Origin of the sequence: Psychromonas sp. SA13A (genome assembly GCF_011378715.1) — a bacterium.
GTDB lineage: Bacteria > Pseudomonadota > Gammaproteobacteria > Enterobacterales > Psychromonadaceae > Psychromonas.
This window is the reverse complement of the sequence record NZ_WTKU01000003.1, coordinates 156,080-179,323: the sequence shown is the minus strand read 5'-3', so window position 1 is coordinate 179,323 and position 23,244 is coordinate 156,080. Positions and strand designations below refer to the sequence as shown.

Here is a 23,244-nt window from a genome sequence, read left to right as displayed (position 1 = left end):
AAAACTAAAACCCTATAAACGAAAAAGACCCTGTTCACATAAAGTAAACAGGGTCTAGAATGGTTGGAGTTGGCCGATAGACTGGACTCTATCGTGTATAGTCATTCGCGTACGTCTGTAAATGCCCTGCAATCATCAAGTAATTTAAATATAAAACTAAAACTCTATAAACGAAAAAGACCCTGTTCACATCAAGTAAACAGGGTCTAGAATGGTTGGAGTTGGCCGATAAGCCGGGTTCTGTCGTTGAATCGTCATTCGTCTAGGCCTGCAATCACTCACAGGCTCAAGCAACCTACCCGCTTCCAGCATGGGCCATGCCTCAGGAAGCCTATTTGGTTTTGCTTCGGGTGGAGTTTACCTTGCACTAATGATTACCCACTAGCCGGTGCGCTCTTACCGCACCCTTTCACCCTTACCTACTAATAAATTAGCAGGCGGTCTCCTCTCTGCTGCACTTGTCGTTAGCTCGCGCTACCCAGGCGTTACCTGGCACCCTGCCCTTTGAAGCCCGGACTTTCCTCCCCTTTTCAATACTCTAGAAATACATCTAAAGCAATCAAAGCGGCGACGATCTGGCCAACTCCGCGGCGTATTATACGGTAAAGCGATCACACTACAAGTAGTTAAAGCAATTATAATTGTTGTAATAATTCTTAGGTTCAAATAATAAGCAAACATGTAAGTTATTTCATTTTTCAAACGACTTGCATTAACAAATTAAATCATTTTATAGACTAAAGGTATTTATAGATTAAAAGCAGTTATATACCCATTATCAATCGAGATGCTTTATTCAGTCGTTAGCTTGGACAGCAAGGCAAGGCGTAACATGATGACAATGGCTAGTCCTTATCGAATGTTGCAACGCTGAATTGCTTTTCGAGCTAACGACCCACAGGGCAAGTTGTGAGGCAAGTATCTTCGTTGTTAGAAAGTATTGATTGAACTAGTTAGATCTTCAACTTTCTGCCTAGAAGCTACTCACCTCACAACTTGCTGAACTTTGCATCTTGAATGGTAACGGGTATAGATTAAGGGCTATCAAATATTTAAAGTAATACACGAACTAAACGAAGAACTATAAACCTGCCTTTACTTACTAAAGGCAGATTTATAGTTTGAAAGGTGATGTAGAAAAACTGGTACGGGCTTTATTCTGCCTATAAATTTTCTAGACCCCATTTGTAAAGGTCATTTTTCTTAAGATGATGAATTTCAGCGGTTATGGCCGCTGCTTTTTTAAGTGGTAGCTCTTTTTTCAATAAAGTCAGTGTTTTGATCGCCTCTACCGAGAGTGCATCTTTATCTTTGCTCGCACCTGCTACCATCAATACAAATTCACCACGGCAATGGTTGGTATCTTGTCCTAACCAATCCAACATTTCACCAGCTGGTAACACGTAATACGACTCAAACATTTTAGTTAATTCACGTGCAATCACTAATTTACGATCCGCACCCATGATATTAATGATATGTTTCACTGTATCTTGAATACGACGTGGTGATTCATAAAAGATCATGGTTTGTGTTTCTTCTGCTAATGCGGTCAGTTTCTCTGTTTTTGCTTTTTCTTTAACCGGTAAAAAACCTTCAAATGAAAATCTATCCGAGGGTAAACCAGCTGCTGAAAGCGCAGTAATAGCAGCGCATGCACCGGGGACAGGCACAACATCAACACCCGCTTCACGACATTCATTAACCAAATGGTAACCAGGATCACTAATTAACGGAGTACCTGCATCTGAGATCAAAGCAACAGACTGCCCTGCTTTAATCTTTTCAATCAATACACTGCCACGTTGACGTTCATTATGATCATGTAATGGAAAAGTAGGCTTACTTATTTGGTAGTAACTTAATAGTTTACCGCTGTGGCGAGTATCTTCTGCTGCAATTAAATCAACGTTTTTTAATATTTCAATGGCGCGGTAAGTAATATCTCCAATATTGCCCAAAGGAGTGGCAACAATATACAGTTTTGCGCTTACTTCGTTATTTAATTGATTATTTTCAGACATATTCGACTCTATTAAAGTGTTAAGGATTGTTTAACTAAGTCGGCAATATTACACTATAGGCATCTTGATACCTATCTGAAAACTGATCTGAGATTGGTTTGATTAAAAAGGACAAAAAATTTGAACACTGCAATCTTATCTAAACGCGCTTTATACTTTCCTCTCATGGTTTTGAGCATGTTGTTTGTGTCTGCTTGTTCTGTCATTGAGCCAGATAAAAGTACTGCACCAACATTGTTTACTGAGTTTAATGAATCAGCACAATATTTATTAAAACAAGCCGATAAGCTCGATGAAGCTAACAATACGACATGGCAATTAGCGGCTGTACAAGCATTAACACAGGAAAATAAATTTGTTTTAGCAGATTCTGTGATTGAACATTTACAAAAGAAAACGCTGACGACACAACAAAACAATCATTTATTGTTATTGATTGCTGAAAATGACTACGCGCTTAATCAATTTGATAACACCTATACGACACTTAAAAAGATTGATCAGAATGTATTAAGTGCACCTGCAAATTTCCATTACTTAAAGATAAAAGTTGATTTGCAAGTTAGTAATAAAGAACATCAAGCAGCGTCCGATACATTGCTGGAATTAACACCTCTATTAACTACAGGTCAAGAGAAACAAACTTACAATGATTTGTTATTAAATGAGTTATCGCTATTAGACCCAAGCATTTTAAACAAATTTAAAAAAGTTACCTCAAGCGCAGAAATATTCTCAAATGAGGCACCAATCAGCGATGCGACTGGTGATAATGCAAATGCACAAACAGCACTTGTTACACAGCAAAAAGAGATGTTTGTACATGGTTGGTATGCATTAGCTAGCGTTTATCAACGCTATCAATTACGTAATAACCAATTACTGCAAGCGGTGGATGCTTGGAAGTTAGCTTATTCAACTCACCCTGTTATTGATTATATGCCAACGCAATTAACTAATATTGAAGAGGCAATTCCTTACGAAGCACATAAAATTGCGGTGCTATTACCGTTATCAGGTCGATTTAAGAAACCAGCAGAAGCAATACAATATGGCATCAGCCATGCTTTTTATAATAAATTAGCATTGGAAAAGCAGTTAGATAGCGAACAGGCACAGTTTAAAGAGTCTGATCCGTCAATGGCTTATACACCTGAAATCATTATTCCGAGTGAGTTAAAAGCGCCTCCGGCCGATTTGCTGTTTATTGACACAACAAAACAAACTGCACAATCGATTGCGGACCAATTACATGCTCAAGGTATTGATTTTGTAATCGGCCCTTTAGTAAAATCTAATATTGATCAGTTATTACCTTTAATTACAGATATTCCCGTATTAGCTTTAAATCGCTTCCAAGAAGATGATGACTCAGCGGCGGCAAGCTCATCAATTCATTACGCATTTCCACTTTCTCCGGAAAATGAAGCAGAGCAAGCGGCAGAAACTATTTTTGAACATAATCATAAAAAGCCTTTATTGTTAGCGCCAAAATCTAAATTTGGTGAGCGTGTTGCCGCTGCATTTGAAGCGCGTTGGAAAGCGTTAAATGAAGAGCAACAAGCAGAATCTGATAATGGTGTAGAGGGTTACCCTGCTGAAACGCATTATTTTGCAGCTAAATCAGAGTATCCAAAGTTAATATCAGCTGCATTACAAACAGATAAAAGCCAACAACGTATTAACCAGATGAGATCGGTCATTGGCTATGGTATTGACTCGGAGCTTAGAAGCCGTCGTGATGTGGATGCTATCTATATTATTAGTAGCCGTAGTGAATTAATTTTATTGAAACCTTTTATTGCAGTGACAGTGAGCCCTTTTGCAGAGAGTATTCCTCTTTATGCAAGTTCACGTAGCCATGCTTCTGATTTGGCCAATATTCAAAATAAAGAGCTTTCTGAACTGACTTTTTCAGATATTGCCTTTTTAATGGATGACGACAGTCAAATGAATAAAAATATTCAAGCAATCTGGCCACACCAAAGCTTTAGAACATTACGTTTATTTGCACTTGGGTATGACAGCTACAACTTGATTGAGCAGTTAAAACAAATGCAAGTTATTGAAGGATATAAATATCAAGGTTTGGTGGGCGAGTTAACATTAGATCAGCGCAATACCTTACGTAGTAAGTTACACTGGGCAAAATATCAACAAGGCGAACTCGTTGAAGTTACCTCGTCTGTTTCAGAACAGTAATAGCAGTGGCGTAAAATACGAACAACAAGCCTTGGCTTTTTTACAGAAGCAAGGCTTATTGCTCGTATGTCAGAATTTCTATTGCCGATTCGGTGAAATAGATTTGATTATGTCAGACCAAGATACATTAGTTTTTATTGAAGTACGGTATAGAAAAAATCAAGATTATGGTGGCGCAACGGCATCCGTAACCTATCAAAAACAACAGAAGTTAATTAAAACAGCAAAGCATTATTTATCGCAACTTAATAGTGAACCCTATTGCCGTTTTGATGTGGTCGCGATCAGTGAAAAAACATCAACACCGCAGTGGATACAAGATGCATTTCAAGAGTAACATGTCACATGATTAATGAAAAAATTCAAGCTCATTTTGCAGAGAGCATTCAAACTAAGATCGTTGCAGCAGAAGCGCTGCCAGAGCAGATAGAAGCAGCAGCACTATTGCTTAAAGATTGTTTAATCAATGGCCATAAACTGCTGGTTTGTGGCAATGGTGGCGCAGCAGGTTTAGCGCAGATTTTTGCATCACACTTGCTTAATCGCTATGAAACGGATCGCCCTGCTTTACCTGCCATCGCAATCACTTCCGATTCATCGTTGGTGTCAGCTATTGCCAGTGATAGCCATTTTGACCAAATTTATGCACGCCAAATATCTGCATTAGCACAACCGGGCGATGTATTAATTACTATCAGCCATGGTGGTAATAGCCGTAACATGGTGAAAGCAGTAGAAACAGCACTAAGTAAAAATATACAAATTGTTGCCATGACGGGAGTTGATGGCGGCGAAATTGCAGGCTTATTAGGAGCAGATGATATTGAAATACGTGCACCAAGTGATAAAGGTGCGCGCATTGAAGAGATTCATTTACTCGTAGTTAACTGTTTAAGTGACTTAATCGATCAACAATTATTCCCTCAGTATTAAGCCTGCTGATCGTTTTTGTTTTGTGCACCATGAGATGTTTTGATCGAAGCAGACAAAGAATGTCTGCTTATTCAAGTAGTGTTCGCCAATAAAGCTCAATACCTCTGTGGTGATGCGAAGTTTGTGGTTAAGTGACTATTTATACTGCATTTTCACTTATTTATGTGCACTAACTACCGGTCATCAGTCTAGGCTTATATAAAAAGCCAGAAACTCGTTGTAAAATATACTTGCAAGATTCACCGCCTCTAGGAAAAATTATGAAATTTATGACCCGTTTTTTACCCGCTTTATTGTGTTTTGCACTGTTACAAGGTTGTGCAAGTGGTTTGATTGTTGCTGCTGGTACCGCTGTCGCGGTAAATAGTGATGAACGCACTCTTTCTCAACAAATTGAAGATGATCGTTTATCCATGGTAGCCATTGATAAAGTCGTTAATTCAGATGTATATAACAAAAATATGCGTATTAATATCGTCACTAATAACAGTTTTATTTTATTAATTGGGCAAGCAGATAGTCAAGCGAATAGTAATAAAATAGAAGATATCTTGATTAATATTGATGGTATTAAAGGGGTTTATAACCAACTACGTATCGGTCAAACCATCGGCCTAGTAAGACAAACACAAGATACTTGGCTGACCACTAAAGTCAAAAGTAAGCTTACTGGACACGATAAAGTAGACCCTTTAAAAATTAAAGTGGTTACCGAAAATGCAGAAGTATTTTTGATTGGTCAAGTAACCAAAGAGATGTCTGACTTTGCGACCAACATTACCAGTAATGTTGAAGGCGTTAAACAAGTAGTCAGAGTGTTTGAAACGATACCAGATAAAAAATAAACAAGGATTGAAGACTCAGGTTACTAATCTTAGATACTGGGCTTAAAGATTGAGATTAGTAACGTCTGCCCTTATATAGTTCTTAAAATTGAAAGTATAAAAAAGGGAGTGACTACATTAATGTAGAGACTCCCTTTTTTTATCGCTATTTTTAGTTTAGCTTATTTTAAAATATAGCAAGCGCTATGCTTGTTTTACTAAGTTGTAAATGGCTGTCGATTTACTCTTCAGCTCATTACAATGATCACACCAAAAACTCACCGCACCACAGGCTTTTAGACGCTGTAATGGTTGCCCGCATTCACGACAACAAACGTTAACTACAAAGTCACTATTGCAACTTGGGCAGTGGCGTTTTAATTCGCCACTATTTGCTAACTCTGATTCACAATCTGGACAAGATAACTGCATATTACTTTTTATTTTTACTGTTAGCGTAGTTACGTAGTAAACGTTGACGTTTATACATTTGATGCGGCGTTAATTTGTTACGACGTCCTTCAAATGGGTTAGTCCCTTCTCTAAACTCGATACGGATCGGCGTCCCCATAATCTCTAATGTACGACGGAAGTAGTTCATTAAATAACGTTTATAAGAATCAGCTAATTTTTTAACTTGGTTACCATGAATAACAATTAATGGTGGATTGTAACCACCCGCATGCGCGTAACGTAATTTCACACGACGAGCGCCAACCATTGGTGGCTCATGGTCATCTGTCGCCATACCCATAATACGTGTCAACATTGCTGTTGAAATACGTTTAGTTGAAGAGGTGTAAGCTTCATCTACTGATTCAAATAAATGACCAACACCTGTTCCATGTAATGCTGAGATAAAGTGAATTTTAGCAAAATCGATAAAGCCTAAACGGCGATCTAATTCTGTTTTAACACGCTCTTTATCATACTCAGTCATGCCATCCCATTTGTTCACTGCAATTACTAATGAACGACCAGAGTTTAGGGTATAACCTAGTAGGCTTAAGTCTTGATCTGAAATACCATCGCGTGCATCAATAATTAATAGCACTACGTTTGAATCTTCGATCGCTTTTAAGGTTTTAATAACTGAGAATTTTTCAACGGTTTCATTTACTTTTTTACGCTTACGAACACCGGCAGTATCAATTAATACATATTGACGTCCATCACGTTCCATCGGAATATAAACGCTGTCACGCGTAGTACCAGGCATATCGAATACGAGTACACGCTCTTCACCTAAAATACGGTTAGTCAGTGTTGATTTACCTACGTTCGGACGGCCAATTAGCGCAAGTTTAATCGGTAAAGCAGCTAAACGAGCTTGCTCTTCCGCGATTTTATCTTCATCTTCGTCATCATGATCGAGTGCGAATTCATATTCGTCTACTTCGTCTGTAACTGGATTTTCTTCTTGAAATTCTTCTAGTGCCGCATCAATCATTTGACGCACACCTTTACCGTGAGCTGCCGCAATGTGGTAAACCTCACCAAGTGCTAACGCATAAAACTCACCACAAACGGAGTCTGCATCAATACCATCGGTTTTATTCGCAACTACCATGATGTTTTTATTTTGCTTGCGCAAGTGAGCAGCAATGGCTTGATCGGCTACGGTTAATCCAGCACGAGCATCAACGAGGAATAAAACAGCATCGGCTTCTTCAATTGCAATCAATGATTGCTCAGCCATTAAGGCATCAATGCCCTTTTCATCGCCTTCAATACCGCCGGTATCAATAACAATAAATTCAAGCTCTTCAATTTTAGCCTGACCATATTTACGGTCACGCGTTAAACCGGGGAAATCGGCAACTATCGCATCTCGGGTGCGAGTTAAACGATTGAAAAGAGTAGATTTACCTACATTAGGGCGACCTACTAAAGCGATGACTGGTAACATAAATTTTGTATATCCTATAAAACTAAAAAAGCCCCATGCACAGCAAGGGGCTACAGTATAGCGTAAAAACCAATTAAATTATTCTACATTTAAGATTGGTTTTTCAATGGCAATTAAATCACCACTGCGTGTTTGTAAATAAAGATGCGTAGACGTTGCGATCGGTTCGATATACAAACCATCAGAGTCTAGATCTTGTTGTGCAACAAATTGTCCGCTTTCACGGTCAATCCAATGTAAATAACCTTCTGCATCACCGACTACAATATATTCATTAGCGACGGTTACCCCTGTAACATTGCGGTAAGCTAATTCTTTATTCATCCAACGTTGCTCACCGTCATTACGATTGACAGCAAACACATAACCACGGTAATCGGTTAAGAAAATATCACGACCAGATACCGTTAAATTCTTAAAGCCTGAATATTTTTTAGACCACAACAACTCACCTTTTAACAGGTCAATTGCGACTAAGTTACCATTGTAACCCAAGGCATAAACCGTACCATTAACAATAACAGGCTTCATATCAACGTCGGATAAACGATCTAACTCAGTTGCGCCATAAGGCCTTGAAACCGGAACTTGCCACAATGGTTGGCCATTTTTTAATAATGCAGCAGCTAAATAACCATCAGCACGACCATATATGATCCCACCTTGTGAGATACTCGGTGTTGCGCTACCACGCAAGGTAAGTTTAGGTTGAGCATTCGTTAAGTTCCACATTTCCTTGCCGGTTAAGCTATCAAGCGCAATTAATTCACCACGGGAAGTATGCACTACTACTAGGCTATTATCATAAATAGGTTGTGCGACCACTTCACCAGAGACTTTGCTCATCCATTTAATGTCACCGTTAGTGGCATCAAGTGCAAATACTTGTGCATTTTCAGTACCGATATAAAGTGTATCGCCACCTAAACTAACACCACCAGATAAACGCGCAGAACGATTAGAATCATTAGACTCATGGTCACTTAGGTCAATTGACCATAGTTTTTTACCATTTTTAACCGTCAGTGCTTTTACTTCACCATCACGGGCAGCAATGTAAACGGCATTACTGTCCACGGCAGGCTGTAATTGTGAGTAGTATTTATCTACGCCATCACTAATACTGCTTGTCCAAGCAATAGATGGTTCATAAGTCGCTTCAAACTCTGGCAATTCAGCCATTTTAACAACATCATCTTCACTGCTGAAAATAGAGCAGCCACTTAACACGAGTGTTGTTGTGGTGATGACAGTTAGCTTTTTAACCCATTTAATCATTGTATTATCTCAATTTATTGCGCAGCATCTAACTTAGGTGCTGGAGCAACATCTGCTTTAGCAACGGCTAAATCATCTAATTGTAATTGTAATAAAGGATCAACACGGCCTTCACTTGCATCAACTGCTGTTTGAAATGCACTACGAGCAGCTTCAAGATCGCCTTGCTTTAAATAAACTAAGCCTTTACTTTGATTAGCTTTAACAATAAAGCCTTTTGCTGTGATTTTGTCTAACGTTGTTAATGCCGCTTGATAATCACCTAACTCACTATTTACTCGTGCAAGACGTAATTGAATAACCGGTGTTAACGGTTCATAGCTATTGCTGGTTAACAAATTAGTCAACTGTGTTTTTGCTAATGCAAAATCTTTAGCTTGAACGGCTTCTTTAACTAATAATAATGCACCTAATGTCGCGTAGTTATTGTCTTTGTTTTCGGCAATGAATGTACGCATTTCAGTACTGCTTTGATCTTCACCTTCGGCTTCAAACTTGCTTAATACTTGCTGAAACTCAGTCGATGCTTTTTCTTGATTTGTCGTCACGGTTTCACCGTAATAACGCCATCCCCAAAGACCCGCTAAACCAACAACAGCACCCACAACCAACATGGTTCCATTTTCGCTCCACCACTTTTTAATGGCATCAACTTGTTGTTCTTCTGTTTCGTAACCTTCAATAATATCAACCACGTGTGTTCCTTACTTATTCTGTTTTTATCAATACACTATGCAAAGTAGGTAGGTAATACCTTAACTAAGCTGTCAATTGCAACGGTTTGTTGCTCTGAGTTTCCTTGCAAGTCTTTAATTGTGACGCAACCACTCTCTAATTCACTTTCACCAATAATCAACGCAACTTTTGCACCGCTTTTATCGGCACGCTTCATCTGCTTTTTAAAGTTACCTGCGCCACAGTGATGCATCATTTTTAATTGTGGTAATTGGTCACGTACGATTTCAGCAGCTTTAAAGCCAGCAATATCAGTACCTTCACCAACAAGAATACTATAGATATCAACATCACCTTTAACATCTTCATTTAGTTCTAGGGTTTCTAGCATTAAAATAATGCGTTCGAGCCCCATTGCAAAGCCCACTGCAGGTGTTGCTTTACCACCAAGTTGTTCAACTAAACCATCATAACGACCACCAGCACAAATTGTACCTTGAGAGCCTAGGCTAGTTGTTACCCATTCAAATACAGTACGGTTGTAATAATCTAAACCACGTACTATACGTTCATTGATCACGTATTTAACGCCCGCTGCATCTAAGTATGCTTGTACTTTGGCAAAATGTGCTGCTGTTTCGTCACCAAAATAATCAGATAGTTTCGGAGCATCTTCTAAGACTGCTTGAACCGCTTCATTTTTGCTATCTAACACACGTAATGGATTGGTTAACATACGACGTTTACTGTCTTCGTCGAGTTTATCTTCGTGTAACTGCAAGAACTCAACTAATTTCGCTTTATAAACATTACGTTCTTCATTGCTACCTAAAGAATTTAATTGCAGTTCAACATGTTGCTCAATGCCAAGTGCTTTCCATAAACGTGCAGATAATAAAATAACTTCTGCATCGATATCTGCACTTGCAATACCAAAGGTTTCTATTCCAACTTGGTGAAACTGACGGTAGCGACCTTTCTGTGGGCGTTCATGGCGGAACATCGGTCCGATGTACCACATTCTACGCTCTTGGTTATAAAGTAAACCATGCTCATTACCGGCACGCACACAAGAGGCAGTCCCTTCTGGTCGTAAGGTTAAGCTGTCGCCATTACGGTCTTCAAAGGTGTACATCTCCTTTTCAACGATATCGGTCACTTCACCAATCGAACGTTTAAATAGATGGGTACTTTCTACAATCGGCATACGAATTTCAGAATAGCCGTAACTACTGACGGTTTGTCTAATTAATGACTCTAATTTCTGCCAAACAGGGGTTTGTTCAGGAAGGGTATCGTTCATACCACGAATAGCTTGTATCTTCTTTGCCACAATGATTTCCGAATTCTGTCGATGAATAAAAATACATACAGTATGTATTGTTAATAAAATTATCAGTCATTATAAGGAAGTTTGTGTCTAGATGGAACAATACTGCAGAGGTTTGCCGCGTTTAAGGTAAATAAAAAGCCCAAATATTAAAAACAGTTGGGCTTATTACGAAGTTTTCACTAAAAGTGTTGATTAACACAGACTTAATTTATTAAGCTCCGGTTATTTTTAACCTTTAACGATAATGTTACTTTGGTCAGTACGGCTGATACGAGCACGAATTTTTGCTTCAAGCTGGTCAATCACGTTGTCATTATCAAAGCGATCACGCTGGCGTGTTCCATCTTCATAAAAACCACTTTTGTTTTTGCCGCCAGTAATACCAATATCAGATATTAATGCTTCACCAGGTCCATTTACAACACAACCAATGATCGATACATCCATCGGCATGACTACGTCTTCTAAACGTTCTTCTAAGGCATTAACCGTTGCAATCACATCAAACTCTTGACGAGAACAGGTTGGGCAAGCAATAAAATTAATGCCACGGCTACGAATGCGTAAGGATTTTAAAATATCGAAACCTACTTTGATCTCTTCTACCGGATCAGCAGCTAATGACACTCGCAATGTATCACCAATGCCTTGCGACAATAACATACCAAGACCTACCGCTGATTTAACGCTACCGCTACGTAAACCGCCGGCTTCAGTGATACCAAGGTGTAGAGGTTGAATAATTTGCTTTGCTAATAGTTGATATGATTCAACGGCTAATAGTGCATCAGATGCTTTTACGCTGACTTTAAATTGATCAAAGTTAAGGCGATCTAGAATGTCCACATGACGTAACGCAGAGTCCACTAATGCCTGCGCAGTCGGTTCACCATATTTCTCTTGAATATCCACCTCTAAAGAACCACCGTTAACGCCAATTCGAATAGGGATATTTTTATCACGTGCACAATCCACAACACTGCGGATTCGTTGCTCATTACCAATATTGCCAGGATTAATGCGTAGGCAATCTACACCGTACTCAGCCACTTTCAACGCAATACGATAATCAAAGTGAATATCGGCTATCAAAGGAATGTTGCACTGCTTTTTAATTTCACGAAACGCTTCAGCCGCATTCATAGTAGGAATAGAAACTCGCACCATATCGGCACCAACCGCTTCTAAGCGTCTGATTTGTGCAACGGTTGCATCCACATCTGTTGTTAACGTGTTAGTCATTGATTGCACGGTAATTGGTGCACCACCACCCACAGGGACATTGCCCACCATGATCTGTTTAGATACGCGGCGTATTATCGAAGAGGTATGACTCATTGTAATTACTCTTTAAAGTTAAAGGTTCAAGGTGATACGTTAGTATATCGCTTTTATTGTCGAATTATTATGACTGAATTATGACTGTACGAAGTGACAATTAGTTGCTTACTCGCACAAATTTAACATCATTTAATAGAAACTTCGCCGCAATATAGATTGCGCTAATTTTAGTTGAAATAGAGCCGCTCCTGCAAGTATTAACTAACGACTTTTCATTCACATATTAGTGCGTCTAATATTATTTATTAGTTAGATTGGTAGTCGCTATTGCTCTATCTTGCTGATCATTACTGTGCGCTTTCTGTTTCAACACTTTGTTCATCAGCTGTCACAGGTTGCGCTATCGACTCAGCCGGCAAAGTATCTTGGTCATTAAACAAAGGCTCATTTTCATCAGATTGTTCAGGCAAGCGCATCTCTCTATTTTCAGTTATAACACCTGGTTTTACCATAGAAAACAAAGCAGAATAATTCCAAAACACAGCCAATCCTGTGGCGGTGAGTAACATCAGTAGGAAGATTGTCCAGAGCACTTTTTTTGCTGAGCTTTTTTTTGCCCTGAGAATATGCGGACTTTTTAAGGTTGTTACACGTTTTTCAGGGTGTATTAATTGTTGGTATTCAGGATAAGATTTTAGATCAGTCACCCCCACCATTTTACTGTAATTGGCAATATAACCTCGTAAATAAATGATCGGGTATCGATTTTCAGCAATCACTTGCTCTAAATTATTTTCAATATCTAAAATAACGGTTTCTTTCAAATTGAGTTTAAGAGCAAGCTCATCAATAGATAAATTAGCCGCTAATCGACTTTCTTTAAGAACTTTATCGAGTGTCATTGTCGTTTCCATCTGTAGAGTTTGATCAGTCATAGTGCTCATTATTTAAATAGCTCAAAGCTTGTTGAGAGGTAGGAAATTTATCTAAAAGTTGTGCCGAATATCTTGCTAAACTTGCTTTTTTGCCGGAAGCATAACTCAAACGAACCCATTGCCATAAGCTTTCTGCCGTTGCAGGTGAGCTACGTTGAAAGGTAAATAAGTTGATTGCAGCCGCTTTATAATTTTTTTCAGTAATATTTAACTTAGCTAAAGATAAATTAATACCAATACTATTAGGGCTATGTGATAAAGCATAACCATAATAGAAAATGGCTTTCTTATTATCTTTTGCCTCTTCTGCACATACGGCCGCATTGGAGTAAGTACGGGCAACGCGCGTGTAATGTGGTAATGAAATTGCTTTTAAGAAAGCCTCTTCTGCTTTTTCATACTTACCTTGTGCGCATAAGAAAGTACCATAGTTATGATAAGTATCGCCATTATCATCATCTAAGGCTAAGGATTTTTTATAAAATTGCTCTGCTTTATCGTTTTCGTTTACTTTTTGATAATAATAAGCGTAGATACGAAAGACTTTGGCACTATTAGGTTGGTATTTTAAGGCGGTATCAAGATTTTCTTTGGCTTGCTGCATCTGCTTGTTTTCTAGATATAACAAAGCTAATTTTAAACGTGTATCCGCAGCGCGTTCAGGATTAAAAGCCATTTTTTGACCGTTGGGGCTATTAATGGTTTTAGTTGTTTCGCTTGAGACACAAGCTGAAATAAAAAATAAAGAGACTAAGCTAATCAATATAAAACGCATAAATTCCTCAAGAACGAAAAGTCGTGCAGGAAATGTCTTTCAAGCATCTCTATTGTGAAGTAACTTGTTGTTTGATGCATGCTTTTTTTAACTGTTCTTGAACTGGATCGTCTTGTTCAAGAACAGAATTTAGGCTTTCTGTTATTAACTCTGTTGAATATTGATGTTTTCGCCATGTTGGCGTTTGTTCATGGTGCGCTTAGTACGGTCAATAACATCACCCACTAATTGCCCACAAGCAGCGTCGATATCATCACCGCGTGTTTTACGCACGATCACCGTATAACCATACTCCATCAACACTTTATTGAATCGGTCAACACGACTATTACTTGGTTTAGTATAGTCATTACCAGGGAATGGATTAAATGGGATCAAATTAATTTTACACGGCGTATCTTTTAATAAATGCGCTAACTCGTGAGCTTGATCCGTAGAGTCATTAACGTGATCTAATAATAAATATTCCACGGTCACTTTACCCCGGTTTGCATTCGACTTACTAATATAACGTTTTACACCCGCTAAGAAGTCGGCAATATCATATTTGTCGTTAATAGGCATCATTTTAGAACGCAGCGCATCATTTGGCGCATGTAATGAAATCGCTAATGCTACATCAATACGGTCGCCTAAAATATCTAACGCAGGCACTACACCCGATGTAGATAATGTTACGCGACGTTTCGATAACGCATAACCTAAATCATCTAACATTAATTCCATTGCAGGAATAACGTTGTTTAAATTTAATAACGGTTCACCCATTCCCATCATTACCACGTTGGTAATAGGTCGAGTTCCACTTTCACCCATCACACCGATAATTTTAGCTGCTCGCCATACTTGGCCGATAATTTCAGACACGGTCAAGTTACGGTTGAATCCTTGCTGAGCTGTAGAGCAGAAATCACAGGCTAGAGCACAACCTACCTGTGATGAAACACATAACGTAGCACGATCTTTTTCAGGAATGTAAACAGTTTCAACCTCTTGGTTACCTACTGTCATTGCCCACTTAATAGTGCCATCTTCACTGCGTTGTTCAACTTTAACTTCAGGCGCAATTATCTCTGCACGTTGCTTTAATTTTTCACGCAATGCTTTATTAATATTGGTCATTTGATCAAAATCTTCACAACCAAAATGGTAAATCCATTTCATTACTTGTTCGGTACGAAACGGTTTTTCACCCATTTCGGTGAAAAAATCACGTAAACCTTGACGGTTCAAATCTAACAGGTTTACTTTTTTCTGACTCATGGAATGCCTCAACTAGACTAATTCTGGTATAAATTCGGAGGTGGATTGTACATATTTTGAATAACTGATGCTAGTCACAAATTTTAACTAAAAAAATACCTGAGCAAGTTACTGCATCAGGTATTTGTTGTGTAAGGTTTATTACCAAAATAATAAATTTAAAAGTTATGATCAGCGAAACAAGCTTAAACACCCTATTTCTGTTATTAAGCGGCTTATATTGTGTGGCTATAATAACGTTGTCATAGGGATAACTTGTTGTTTATGCCAACTATAGAAAACCTGTGGTGGTAGTTTATCACCGCGTTGATTGACTGTTTTTTGTATATGTCCTGCTCGGATCAGTATTTCAATCATCGGTGCGAGTCCATTTTTTTGTAATCTGAAATGCTTTAATATTGTGCCTTCTTCGACACGTTGTTGCGTTTCAATATAGTCAGATAAACGTTTTAAAATCATGTTTTACTCCTTTACACCAAAGATTGTTTAGAAGTAATAGAGACATCAGCCAACAAATTGCCTTTTAGTTTTAATTTATATAGCACGATTAAAATAATCAAAGCTGAACCTAATAGGTAAGCTAAGCTCGCCATTGGGTGCAATGCAAAAGTTGCCATTTGGTAATAAGCAACCGACACAATGTAAGCGATAGCGGTAGACCAAACGGCGATAAATCGTGCCCAGTTCATCCCAACTTCTCTGACGATCGCTCCCATAGCGGCAGCACAAGGTGCATAAAGTAGAATGAACAGCAGGTAAGCAAAGGCCGCTTCTTGGCTCACAAAGGCTTGCTGAATGTTGCCATAAATAGTCAGGTCAACACCTTGCTCATCTGCTGCAGTAGCTAAATCTCCTAATTCCCCGACATTTATACCTAATGGATCGCTAACATCAATGCCCATAAGGTTTTCAGGAATAGTGGCCAATGCTTGATTAAGCTTTTCTAATAAACTTAATTCAGCTTCAGACCCTGCAGTCTGACTTGAATAGAGATTATTGAGCGTGCCTACCACTGCCTCTTTAGCAAATATCCCCGTAACGATACCTACCGTTGCAGGCCAGTTATCGTCATTAATACCCAGTGGCGATAAAATCGGTGTGATAATCTGCGCCCCTTGGCTAAGCAATGAGCTTTCACTATCCTGATGACCAAAGCTACCGTCAATACCCACAGAGTTCACTACGTTAAGTAATGTCACCACTAAGACAATGGTTTGCCCAGCACCAAATATAAACCCTTTAAGTTTTTGCCAGGTTTTAATTAAGGTATTTTTAATCGTCGGTAACTCATAATCTGGAATTTCTAAAAACATATTTTCGCTTTTACCAGGTAAAATCGTTCGGCTTAATACGTAGCCCGTCAATACCGCCACTAAAATACCGATTAAATACAGTAAAAAAACGATATTCTGACCTTGGTCTGGAAAAAACGCACTGGCAAATAAAGCGTACACAGGTAACCGAGCACCACAGGACATAAACGGAGACATGATCACGGTTAATAAACGTTCACGCTCTTTCTCTAAGGTTCTTGCTGCCATCACAGCGGGTACTGTACAACCAAAACCAACAATCATCGGCACAAAAGACTTACCCGGTAAACCAATAAATTGCATTGCACGGTCAATAACAAAAGCTGCTCGAGCAAGATATCCTGAGCTTTCTAAGACGGCTAAAAACAGATACAAACAAGCAATCACAGGAATAAATGTCATGACGGTTTGAATGCCATTTCCAACCCCATAAGCGAGGACATTAATAAGCCATTCAGGTGTATTCACAAGACTTAACCACTGCGCTGTTTGATCTACAAACAAGGCACCTGCAGCAATGTCAAAAAAATCAATAAATGCACTACCAATATTGATAGAAAACATGAACATCAAGTACATCACTAATAAAAACACAGGAATACCAGTGAATCGATTTAAGGTAATAGCATCAATTTTTTCTGTTAGAGTTTGGCTGAGGTGCCCTTTCGTTCTGACAGCTTGTTGTGTTAGTGCATAAATAAAAGTGTATCGTACATCTGCGACTTGCAAATCGACATCAATCGCCAATGAATCTCGCAGTTGTTGAATGCTCTGTTTCTCTTGTTGATTAAAGCCTTTTAGTATTGAGTGGTCATTTTCAATACATTTAATGGCTAATGCTTGTCGTTTTAAGCGCGTGTTGGCAGGGAATAATTGCGATGTTTGTTCGATGACAGGACTTAATTGAGGACCATAATCAAGCGAGAAATCATTACTTAGAGCAGTTAAATCCAGATCCATAAAAGTGCGTTTTAATTGCTTTATTGCTTGTTGATCATGCGCCGATAATGACACCACAGGACAACCTAATTGCTTACTGAGAGCTTTCTCATTAATCACTAAGTGTTGTTTATCTGCAAGGTCCATCTTATTGAGTACCACTAATACCGGCAACCCCAATTCCAATAGTTGTAAGGTTAAATATAAGCTTCTTTCTAAGCAACTCGCATCAATAATATTCATTACAATATCAGGTTCACTTTGCATCATGTACTCAAATGCAACGCGTTCGTCTAGTGATGATCCAAACTGGTCATGATCCAGATTATAAATACCCGGTAAATCAATGATTTTAACGGCTTGCTGTTTGTCTAAAGTAAAGTGACCCGTTTTTTTCTCAACCGTTACACCACTCCAGTTACCCACTCGTTGATTACTACCAGTGAGCGCGTTAAATAACGTTGTTTTCCCTGAATTAGGGTTACCAATCGTTGCGATATTTAAGTTCATTTTAGCGCTCCACTATGATTTGATTAGCGATGCTTTTACGTAACGCGATAGAACTGTTTGCACAGCGAATTGCAATCGGATCCCCCATCGGAGCAACACGTAATAATTGTATTTTTGCTTTTGGTAAAAAGCCTAAATTGAGTAATTTTTTGCGCATCATAGGCTCAATAGCATTGATGTTCACAATACTTGCCATTTGTCCTATTTTTAATTCAGATAATACCATTTTTATACCTCACCACTGCTGCACTGAATGCATCAATCAGTGCTTGTTACTAACTAACAAGGTAATACAAACTATTATCATTAACAACGTAAAGTAGACTAAAATGGCCGCTATAAACAAGACTCTTGTTTTAGATCAATTTGTCACCTTAAATAAGCTTTGTATTGATTTTTGCATCTACCGTATTAACCGGTATAAAATAGATAAAAATTGAATAGGTAGGGATGATGATGGATTTTGGTGATTTAAATTTAGTTTATTCTACAGACGGTGGCAAAGTAGAAAAAAGCAAGCAAAAGCAGGTTGCACCTGAGGGTGACGGCATTATTCGTCTACATCGTGAAACTAAAGGACGTAAAGGTAAGGGAGTGACCTTGATTAAAGGTTTGCAACTGGACGATAAAGCCATTAAAGCATTGGCAAAAGAGATTAAAAAGCGAACTGGATGTGGTGGTACAGTTAAAGATTTTGTGATTGAAATCCAAACCGATCAACGTGACATTATTAAATCGGTATTAGAAAAACAAGGTTATCAAGTTAAATTAGCTGGTAGTTAAGCGTTGTTTTTACCCTGTAATACATGACCTGTAATACGCTACAAAAATGGGGTTATGAATTAACCCCATTTTATTGCTTTTTTTATTACAACTTGATACTTCTGTTACTCATTAAATAACAGCAATCATCACCTTATAAAGGCTTTAATGCCACACTATCAAAATTAATACCAGCCCAACCATTGGCCATAAATTGACGAATATTCTGATGATCCGTAGCATCTGGATGACCTAAAACATGGTCGCGATAATAAACACCAAAACAAGCCAAGGTCTGTTCTTCAGATAAGTTATTTAATTGTGCAAATGAAAAAATCTTACATGAGCCTGCATTTTCGCCAGCAGCGTTTTTTTGTTGCCCATTACTAAACGACGTTTCAGTAAAGTTATAATTTTCTTCAATAACAGCCATTGTATCCGCAAACTCAATCACTTGTGGTTGTGTCTGCAATTTTTTTATAAAGTCTTGTAACGTCATTATATTCCCTTTTTTTATCTACGATGTTGCTTCAATGTTTGTTCAATATTTATTGAAATACATAATATCTGTTTCAATAGCATGTTTTGATCATGACCTTGAATATACTTTGAATCAAGTTAAGCTTTTATAATTAAAATATAACCGTTAATACGTTGAATAGATGAAGTAAAAAAATGAAGTGCACAAATGAATAATAATAACTATTCACGTGGTCTGTAATAATAATTATTTATATCTGATCAAAGCGATTTGAGAGATAGGTATAATCATTTTCAATATATTGTACCTGATTACGTCCATTCTGTTTTGCAGAGTAAAGTGCTTTATCAACTATCCCCATCATCTCAGTAACACTTTCAACTTCAGGAGCAATCATTGCAACACCGATACTTAATGTAACTGCTACCGACTTATTGCTATCGTTCATAACAATACATGCCTGCACTGCTTGCCTGATACGTTCAGCGACAATATGCGCGTGTTTAAAATTGGTGTGCGGTAATAAAATAATAAATTCATCCCCCCGATTCTGGCAAAAATATCGACATCACGTAATGAGTCAAAACAGACTTTTGTAAAAGAAACTATTGCTCTATCGCCTGTTGCATGCCCATGTGTATGATTGATTAATTTGAAGCGGTCAATATCCAGTGCAAAAATAGCAAGATCAGTGTCATATCGATGCACTATATCCAATTCTTTTTTGGCCTGTAACATAAAACCGCGTCGGTTTAATGTTTTAGTGAGCGAGTCTGTTTGTGCTAATAATAATAAATTTTTAGCTTGATCAAGTTGTTTCCGATGATTCAACAACAATAGGATCGACATAATAAATAATATGCTCACAACACAGAACACCATCAATGTTTTTGAATACCAACTTTGTAACCAGTCTTCGTTAGCTTCACCCACTAAAACATAAAAAGGTAAAGTATCTACTTTGCGCAACCCATAAAATCTGTTCTGATTATCCAGTGGAGAGGTATAGTTAAATGTCATTAAAGTTTTACGCTTGGAAGCAATGTAATCAGCAGCAACGTCCTCCTTAACTTGTACCCCGATTTTTTCCGAAATATTGGGGCTTCGAGCCAATAGCATCATATTACTATCTATTACAGCAATTACACCGTGTTTATCCAATGTGACTTGTTCAATGAATGTTGAAAAGAAATTTAGCTCCACCTGAAAAGCAACCACCCCAGCCACTTTTTTTGAGCCTCCACGAAAGGCGCGACTCTGCACTACACCAATGTTACCAGTAGTGCTAATAAAAGCAGGTGTCACAACTTGTTCAGAGTTTTCATCATTTTTGTGCTCAACACACCAATCTCGTAGGCTACCATCAAAGCCAAGTACAGATAATCGAGGGGGATAATTATAAACATGAGTAAGAATACAATTTTTATCTGCCGTACCCACACCAGTATAATAATTAGGTAAAGTTTGTAGTTTGGAGGTGAAAAATTTGGTGCTCGCTTGTTGCTGTTGTGGATCCGGGTGAGGGTAAATCAAATCATCTGAAGAGAGATGACTCATTATATTTAATAGGACGTAATCTGATGCTTGAAACTCTCCTTTAAGCCATTCAGTAACCAAGAAGCTGGTATTGGCTATACGCGAACGAACTGCTTCTTTCTCCTTTGTATACCCTGCATAGGCGCCATATAACGCATAGCTCAGAATTAACAAACAAAATAAAATACAATAAACTTCGTCTATATTCGTTCATAGGTCCCCTTTTTGAATAGAGCCATATACCGATTACTGTACGACTACATTTCTCTTAAGATACTAAATCAGCAAACCTTGATGTAAAAAATACTAAGCATAAAGGTGAAGCGCTGATGGATATTTAATGAATGTTTAGGATGGACTGTAAACATTCAGAATGTACCCTAAGTTACGCTAGCATTCTGAATTTTTACAGTATTAAGTTTTGATTTTTTTTTGGTAGTATAAAATATTTTGTTGATTCGATTAAAAAAGAAGTTTTTCTAATCATTTATTAACAATAAATAGTTTTATTTAATCTTCCTCAAAATAAATCGTTTTATTTTGAGGAAGATTCTCGGGGCTTACTGATTCCCCTTTAATGCGTTTTTCTTCGTCCGCCCATTCACCTAAATCAATAAGCTGGCAACGTTTACAACAAAATGGACGGTACAAACTTTGTTTATCCCAAACAACTTGTTTTTTACAAGTTGGACAATTAACTTTCATCGTTCTTCCTTACATATTTAATCTTTTATTTTAACTTTAATCGCTTTTTGTTAACAAAAAATCTGTTCAAACTCTATATAATCAGCGTGACTATTTTCAGCATTGGCATTCATAAAACGAACCGAATAACGATGTTTATGCCCTGATATCATAGGATATACCTGTAGCGCAGGATCCACATTAATGATAATAAACAAGGCATGTTCAACTTCACCTTGGTAAAAAGCATTTTTAGCACGCTGTTTAGACTTAATACCTTGATGACGTTTCATTTTCAAAAATAATGTTAACGCGCGTTCTAATACATCAAAGTGTTCAAACCATTTTTGAGCATCTGCTTTTTGTACCGAAATAGGCTGTGCTTGCCAGAAATGAAACTGCGGTAAATCAAAGTTACAACAACCACCTGGAATGAAAAAACGTTGTTTTAACGATGTTAAAAAACGACTATCTTTAAAGAATTTCAATTGTTTTGACATTACTAATAAGGTACTAATCAATTCACTTATTTCTACCATTAATGCCTTAATGGCTTCAGTGTCTGCCTGCTCCCAAGCCAACCATGATTGCATATCTTCTAATAAAGCGCGTAAGTCTTTAATTAAATCATGTCGAATATCACTGCGGTCACTTAATTCTATTAATTCAAATAATGATTTGAAATAGGCAGTAGCATCACTTTCATGATCCAAACCCATGCTTTGTTTAATTTGTAAAAAAAGTGACTCAAAGCGTAAGTAACAACGACTTTTTTCTGTTAGGGGGTATTCAAAAGAGATCATAAAATAGTCTATTTATTTGTTTTGTAAAAAGTAAGGTTACATTAAAAGGCATAACTAAGAATTAAATGTCTTCTTTTTTAGGGATAAAAATTTCAAATGTAACGATTTAATTTGTTGTTTTAAAGCCACGCGATCAACACTAGTGTTGTCAATAACATAATCAGCCTGTTGTAAGCGAAGCGAACGGCTAATCTGCGCATCCATAATGGCTTGAATTTGAGATTTTGAATTGTCGTCTCGTTGCATTGCTCTCTCGATTTGCAATTTTTCGTCTACATCAACGACTAGCGTATAGTCAGTATATTGAGTCAGTTTATTTTCCAGTAATAATGGCGCTTCCAACATCACATATTCACTCTTAGCCATGTTTAGTTGAGCTAATAATGTATCGCGAATAATGGGGTGCAATAATGCATTTAACCATTGTTTTTTAGTTTCAGATTGAAAAATAAGTTGCCTCAGCTTAGCTCTATTAAGTTCGCCTGCAGCATTTAAGACATCGGGGCCCAAATAAAGTTCAATTTCAGCTAATGCAGGTTGTCCAGGTTCAACCACCTGTCGAGCAACTTTATCTGCATCAACAATATCTATTCCTAAAGCGGTAAATTCTTTTGCTACGGTTGATTTTCCGCTGCCAATACCGCCAGTTAAGCCAATAATCACTTGCATTATATCTTCTCTTTATATTGATCTGTATCTCTTATTTTATAAGAGTTAAGCATTAAGGTCATTGGTATTCAAAGGCCATTAGGGTAATATTTCATTTTTTATCCCCGTCTGGAAA

Annotated in this window: 22 protein-coding genes, 1 other RNA gene and 1 pseudogene; 5 read left to right on the top strand and 19 right to left on the bottom strand. The window is 37.8% G+C overall.

All coding sequences use genetic code 11. The features are described from left to right. Positions 1-213: 213 nt before the first annotated feature. Both rnpB and rsmI read right to left on the bottom strand, forming a co-directional pair. Positions 214-587: RNase P RNA component class A (gene rnpB / locus GQR44_RS04840), an RNA gene on the bottom strand. A 576-nt stretch (positions 588-1,163) separates the two neighbouring features. Next, complete coding sequence (rsmI, locus tag GQR44_RS04835; protein WP_166369814.1) at positions 1,164-2,024, bottom strand: 16S rRNA (cytidine(1402)-2'-O)-methyltransferase; 861 nt, start codon at positions 2,022-2,024, stop codon at positions 1,164-1,166. A gap of 120 nt (positions 2,025-2,144) precedes the next feature. Between rsmI and GQR44_RS04830 the strand changes: the two genes are divergently transcribed. The 4 genes from GQR44_RS04830 to GQR44_RS04815 all read left to right on the top strand — a co-directional run bounded on the left by GQR44_RS04830 (position 2,145) and on the right by GQR44_RS04815 (position 6,004). Beyond that, positions 2,145-4,226, top strand: coding sequence for a penicillin-binding protein activator (locus GQR44_RS04830; protein ID WP_166369812.1), 2,082 nt, complete (start codon positions 2,145-2,147; stop codon positions 4,224-4,226). Further along, the gene (locus GQR44_RS04825) at positions 4,195-4,563 is read left to right on the top strand and encodes a YraN family protein (RefSeq protein WP_166369810.1); all 369 of its coding nucleotides are present in this window, start codon (positions 4,195-4,197) and stop codon (positions 4,561-4,563) included. The genes GQR44_RS04830 and GQR44_RS04825 overlap by 32 nt, the downstream gene beginning before the upstream one ends. Positions 4,564-4,571: 8 nt before the next feature. Then, a complete protein-coding gene (locus GQR44_RS04820) occupies positions 4,572-5,159 on the top strand; it encodes an SIS domain-containing protein (RefSeq protein ID WP_182690220.1) in 588 nt (195 codons plus the stop codon). Between the two features lie 260 nt (positions 5,160-5,419). After that, positions 5,420-6,004 (top strand): BON domain-containing protein, encoded by a 585-nt coding sequence (locus GQR44_RS04815; RefSeq protein WP_166369808.1) that lies wholly within the window; start codon positions 5,420-5,422, stop codon positions 6,002-6,004. A 183-nt stretch (positions 6,005-6,187) separates the two neighbouring features. On the opposite strand, the gene GQR44_RS04810 is transcribed toward GQR44_RS04815, so the two are convergent. The 12 genes from GQR44_RS04810 to GQR44_RS04755 form a co-directional block, all read right to left on the bottom strand. Then, on the bottom strand, positions 6,188-6,415 hold the full coding sequence (locus tag GQR44_RS04810; RefSeq protein WP_166369806.1) for a zinc ribbon domain-containing protein: 228 nt from the start codon (positions 6,413-6,415) through the stop codon (positions 6,188-6,190). A 1-nt stretch (position 6,416) separates the two neighbouring features. Further along, positions 6,417-7,892 carry a ribosome biogenesis GTPase Der gene (gene der / locus GQR44_RS04805; RefSeq protein WP_166369804.1) on the bottom strand — a complete coding sequence of 492 codons (1,476 nt, stop codon included), beginning with the start codon at positions 7,890-7,892 and terminating at the stop codon, positions 6,417-6,419. A 78-nt stretch (positions 7,893-7,970) separates the two neighbouring features. Further along, on the bottom strand, positions 7,971-9,170 hold the full coding sequence (gene bamB, locus GQR44_RS04800; RefSeq protein ID WP_166369802.1) for an outer membrane protein assembly factor BamB: 1,200 nt from the start codon (positions 9,168-9,170) through the stop codon (positions 7,971-7,973). Positions 9,171-9,184: 14 nt separating this feature from the next. Further along, positions 9,185-9,865: a tetratricopeptide repeat protein gene (locus GQR44_RS04795; protein WP_166369800.1), complete on the bottom strand. Its 681-nt coding sequence runs from the start codon at positions 9,863-9,865 to the stop codon at positions 9,185-9,187. 35 nt (positions 9,866-9,900) lie between these two features. Then, positions 9,901-11,178 carry a histidine--tRNA ligase gene (hisS, locus tag GQR44_RS04790; protein ID WP_166369798.1) on the bottom strand — a complete coding sequence of 426 codons (1,278 nt, stop codon included), beginning with the start codon at positions 11,176-11,178 and terminating at the stop codon, positions 9,901-9,903. Positions 11,179-11,406: 228 nt separating this feature from the next. Next, positions 11,407-12,516: a flavodoxin-dependent (E)-4-hydroxy-3-methylbut-2-enyl-diphosphate synthase gene (gene ispG / locus GQR44_RS04785; RefSeq protein ID WP_166369796.1), complete on the bottom strand. Its 1,110-nt coding sequence runs from the start codon at positions 12,514-12,516 to the stop codon at positions 11,407-11,409. A gap of 290 nt (positions 12,517-12,806) precedes the next feature. Next, entirely contained in the window at positions 12,807-13,394 is a 588-nt protein-coding gene (locus GQR44_RS04780) for a helix-turn-helix domain-containing protein (RefSeq protein ID WP_166369794.1), read from the bottom strand. Continuing rightward, on the bottom strand, positions 13,387-14,169 hold the full coding sequence (gene pilW, locus GQR44_RS04775; RefSeq protein ID WP_166369792.1) for a type IV pilus biogenesis/stability protein PilW: 783 nt from the start codon (positions 14,167-14,169) through the stop codon (positions 13,387-13,389). Before pilW ends, GQR44_RS04780 begins: the two co-directional genes overlap by 8 nt. 144 nt (positions 14,170-14,313) lie before the next feature. Continuing rightward, positions 14,314-15,432, bottom strand: a complete 1,119-nt coding sequence (locus GQR44_RS04770) for a bifunctional tRNA (adenosine(37)-C2)-methyltransferase TrmG/ribosomal RNA large subunit methyltransferase RlmN (protein WP_166369790.1) — start codon at positions 15,430-15,432, stop codon at positions 14,314-14,316. Between the two features lie 228 nt (positions 15,433-15,660). Next, on the bottom strand, positions 15,661-15,891 hold the full coding sequence (locus GQR44_RS04765; protein WP_166369788.1) for a FeoC-like transcriptional regulator: 231 nt from the start codon (positions 15,889-15,891) through the stop codon (positions 15,661-15,663). An 11-nt stretch (positions 15,892-15,902) separates the two neighbouring features. After that, positions 15,903-18,194 carry a Fe(2+) transporter permease subunit FeoB gene (gene feoB, locus GQR44_RS04760; RefSeq protein WP_166369786.1) on the bottom strand — a complete coding sequence of 764 codons (2,292 nt, stop codon included), beginning with the start codon at positions 18,192-18,194 and terminating at the stop codon, positions 15,903-15,905. Between the two features lies 1 nt (position 18,195). Beyond that, the gene (locus GQR44_RS04755; RefSeq protein WP_166369784.1) at positions 18,196-18,420 is read right to left on the bottom strand and encodes a FeoA family protein; all 225 of its coding nucleotides are present in this window, start codon (positions 18,418-18,420) and stop codon (positions 18,196-18,198) included. A 230-nt stretch (positions 18,421-18,650) separates the two neighbouring features. Between GQR44_RS04755 and yciH the strand changes: the two genes are divergently transcribed. Next, positions 18,651-18,977 carry a stress response translation initiation inhibitor YciH gene (gene yciH / locus GQR44_RS04750; RefSeq protein WP_166369782.1) on the top strand — a complete coding sequence of 109 codons (327 nt, stop codon included), beginning with the start codon at positions 18,651-18,653 and terminating at the stop codon, positions 18,975-18,977. 133 nt (positions 18,978-19,110) lie between these two features. On the opposite strand, the gene GQR44_RS04745 is transcribed toward yciH, so the two are convergent. The 5 genes and pseudogenes from GQR44_RS04745 to coaE all read right to left on the bottom strand — a co-directional run bounded on the left by GQR44_RS04745 (position 19,111) and on the right by coaE (position 23,129). After that, the gene (locus tag GQR44_RS04745; RefSeq protein WP_166369780.1) at positions 19,111-19,455 is read right to left on the bottom strand and encodes a HopJ type III effector protein; all 345 of its coding nucleotides are present in this window, start codon (positions 19,453-19,455) and stop codon (positions 19,111-19,113) included. 232 nt (positions 19,456-19,687) lie between these two features. Further along, positions 19,688-20,175 (bottom strand): annotated as a pseudogene (locus GQR44_RS19745) (GGDEF domain-containing protein). 1,308 nt (positions 20,176-21,483) lie between these two features. Beyond that, on the bottom strand, positions 21,484-21,678 hold the full coding sequence (gene yacG, locus GQR44_RS04730; RefSeq protein WP_166369776.1) for a DNA gyrase inhibitor YacG: 195 nt from the start codon (positions 21,676-21,678) through the stop codon (positions 21,484-21,486). 50 nt (positions 21,679-21,728) lie between these two features. Further along, on the bottom strand, positions 21,729-22,460 hold the full coding sequence (gene zapD / locus GQR44_RS04725) for a cell division protein ZapD (protein WP_166369774.1): 732 nt from the start codon (positions 22,458-22,460) through the stop codon (positions 21,729-21,731). Between the two features lie 54 nt (positions 22,461-22,514). Further along, positions 22,515-23,129, bottom strand: a complete 615-nt coding sequence (gene coaE / locus GQR44_RS04720) for a dephospho-CoA kinase (protein ID WP_166369772.1) — start codon at positions 23,127-23,129, stop codon at positions 22,515-22,517. Between the last annotated feature and the right edge of the window lie 115 nt (positions 23,130-23,244).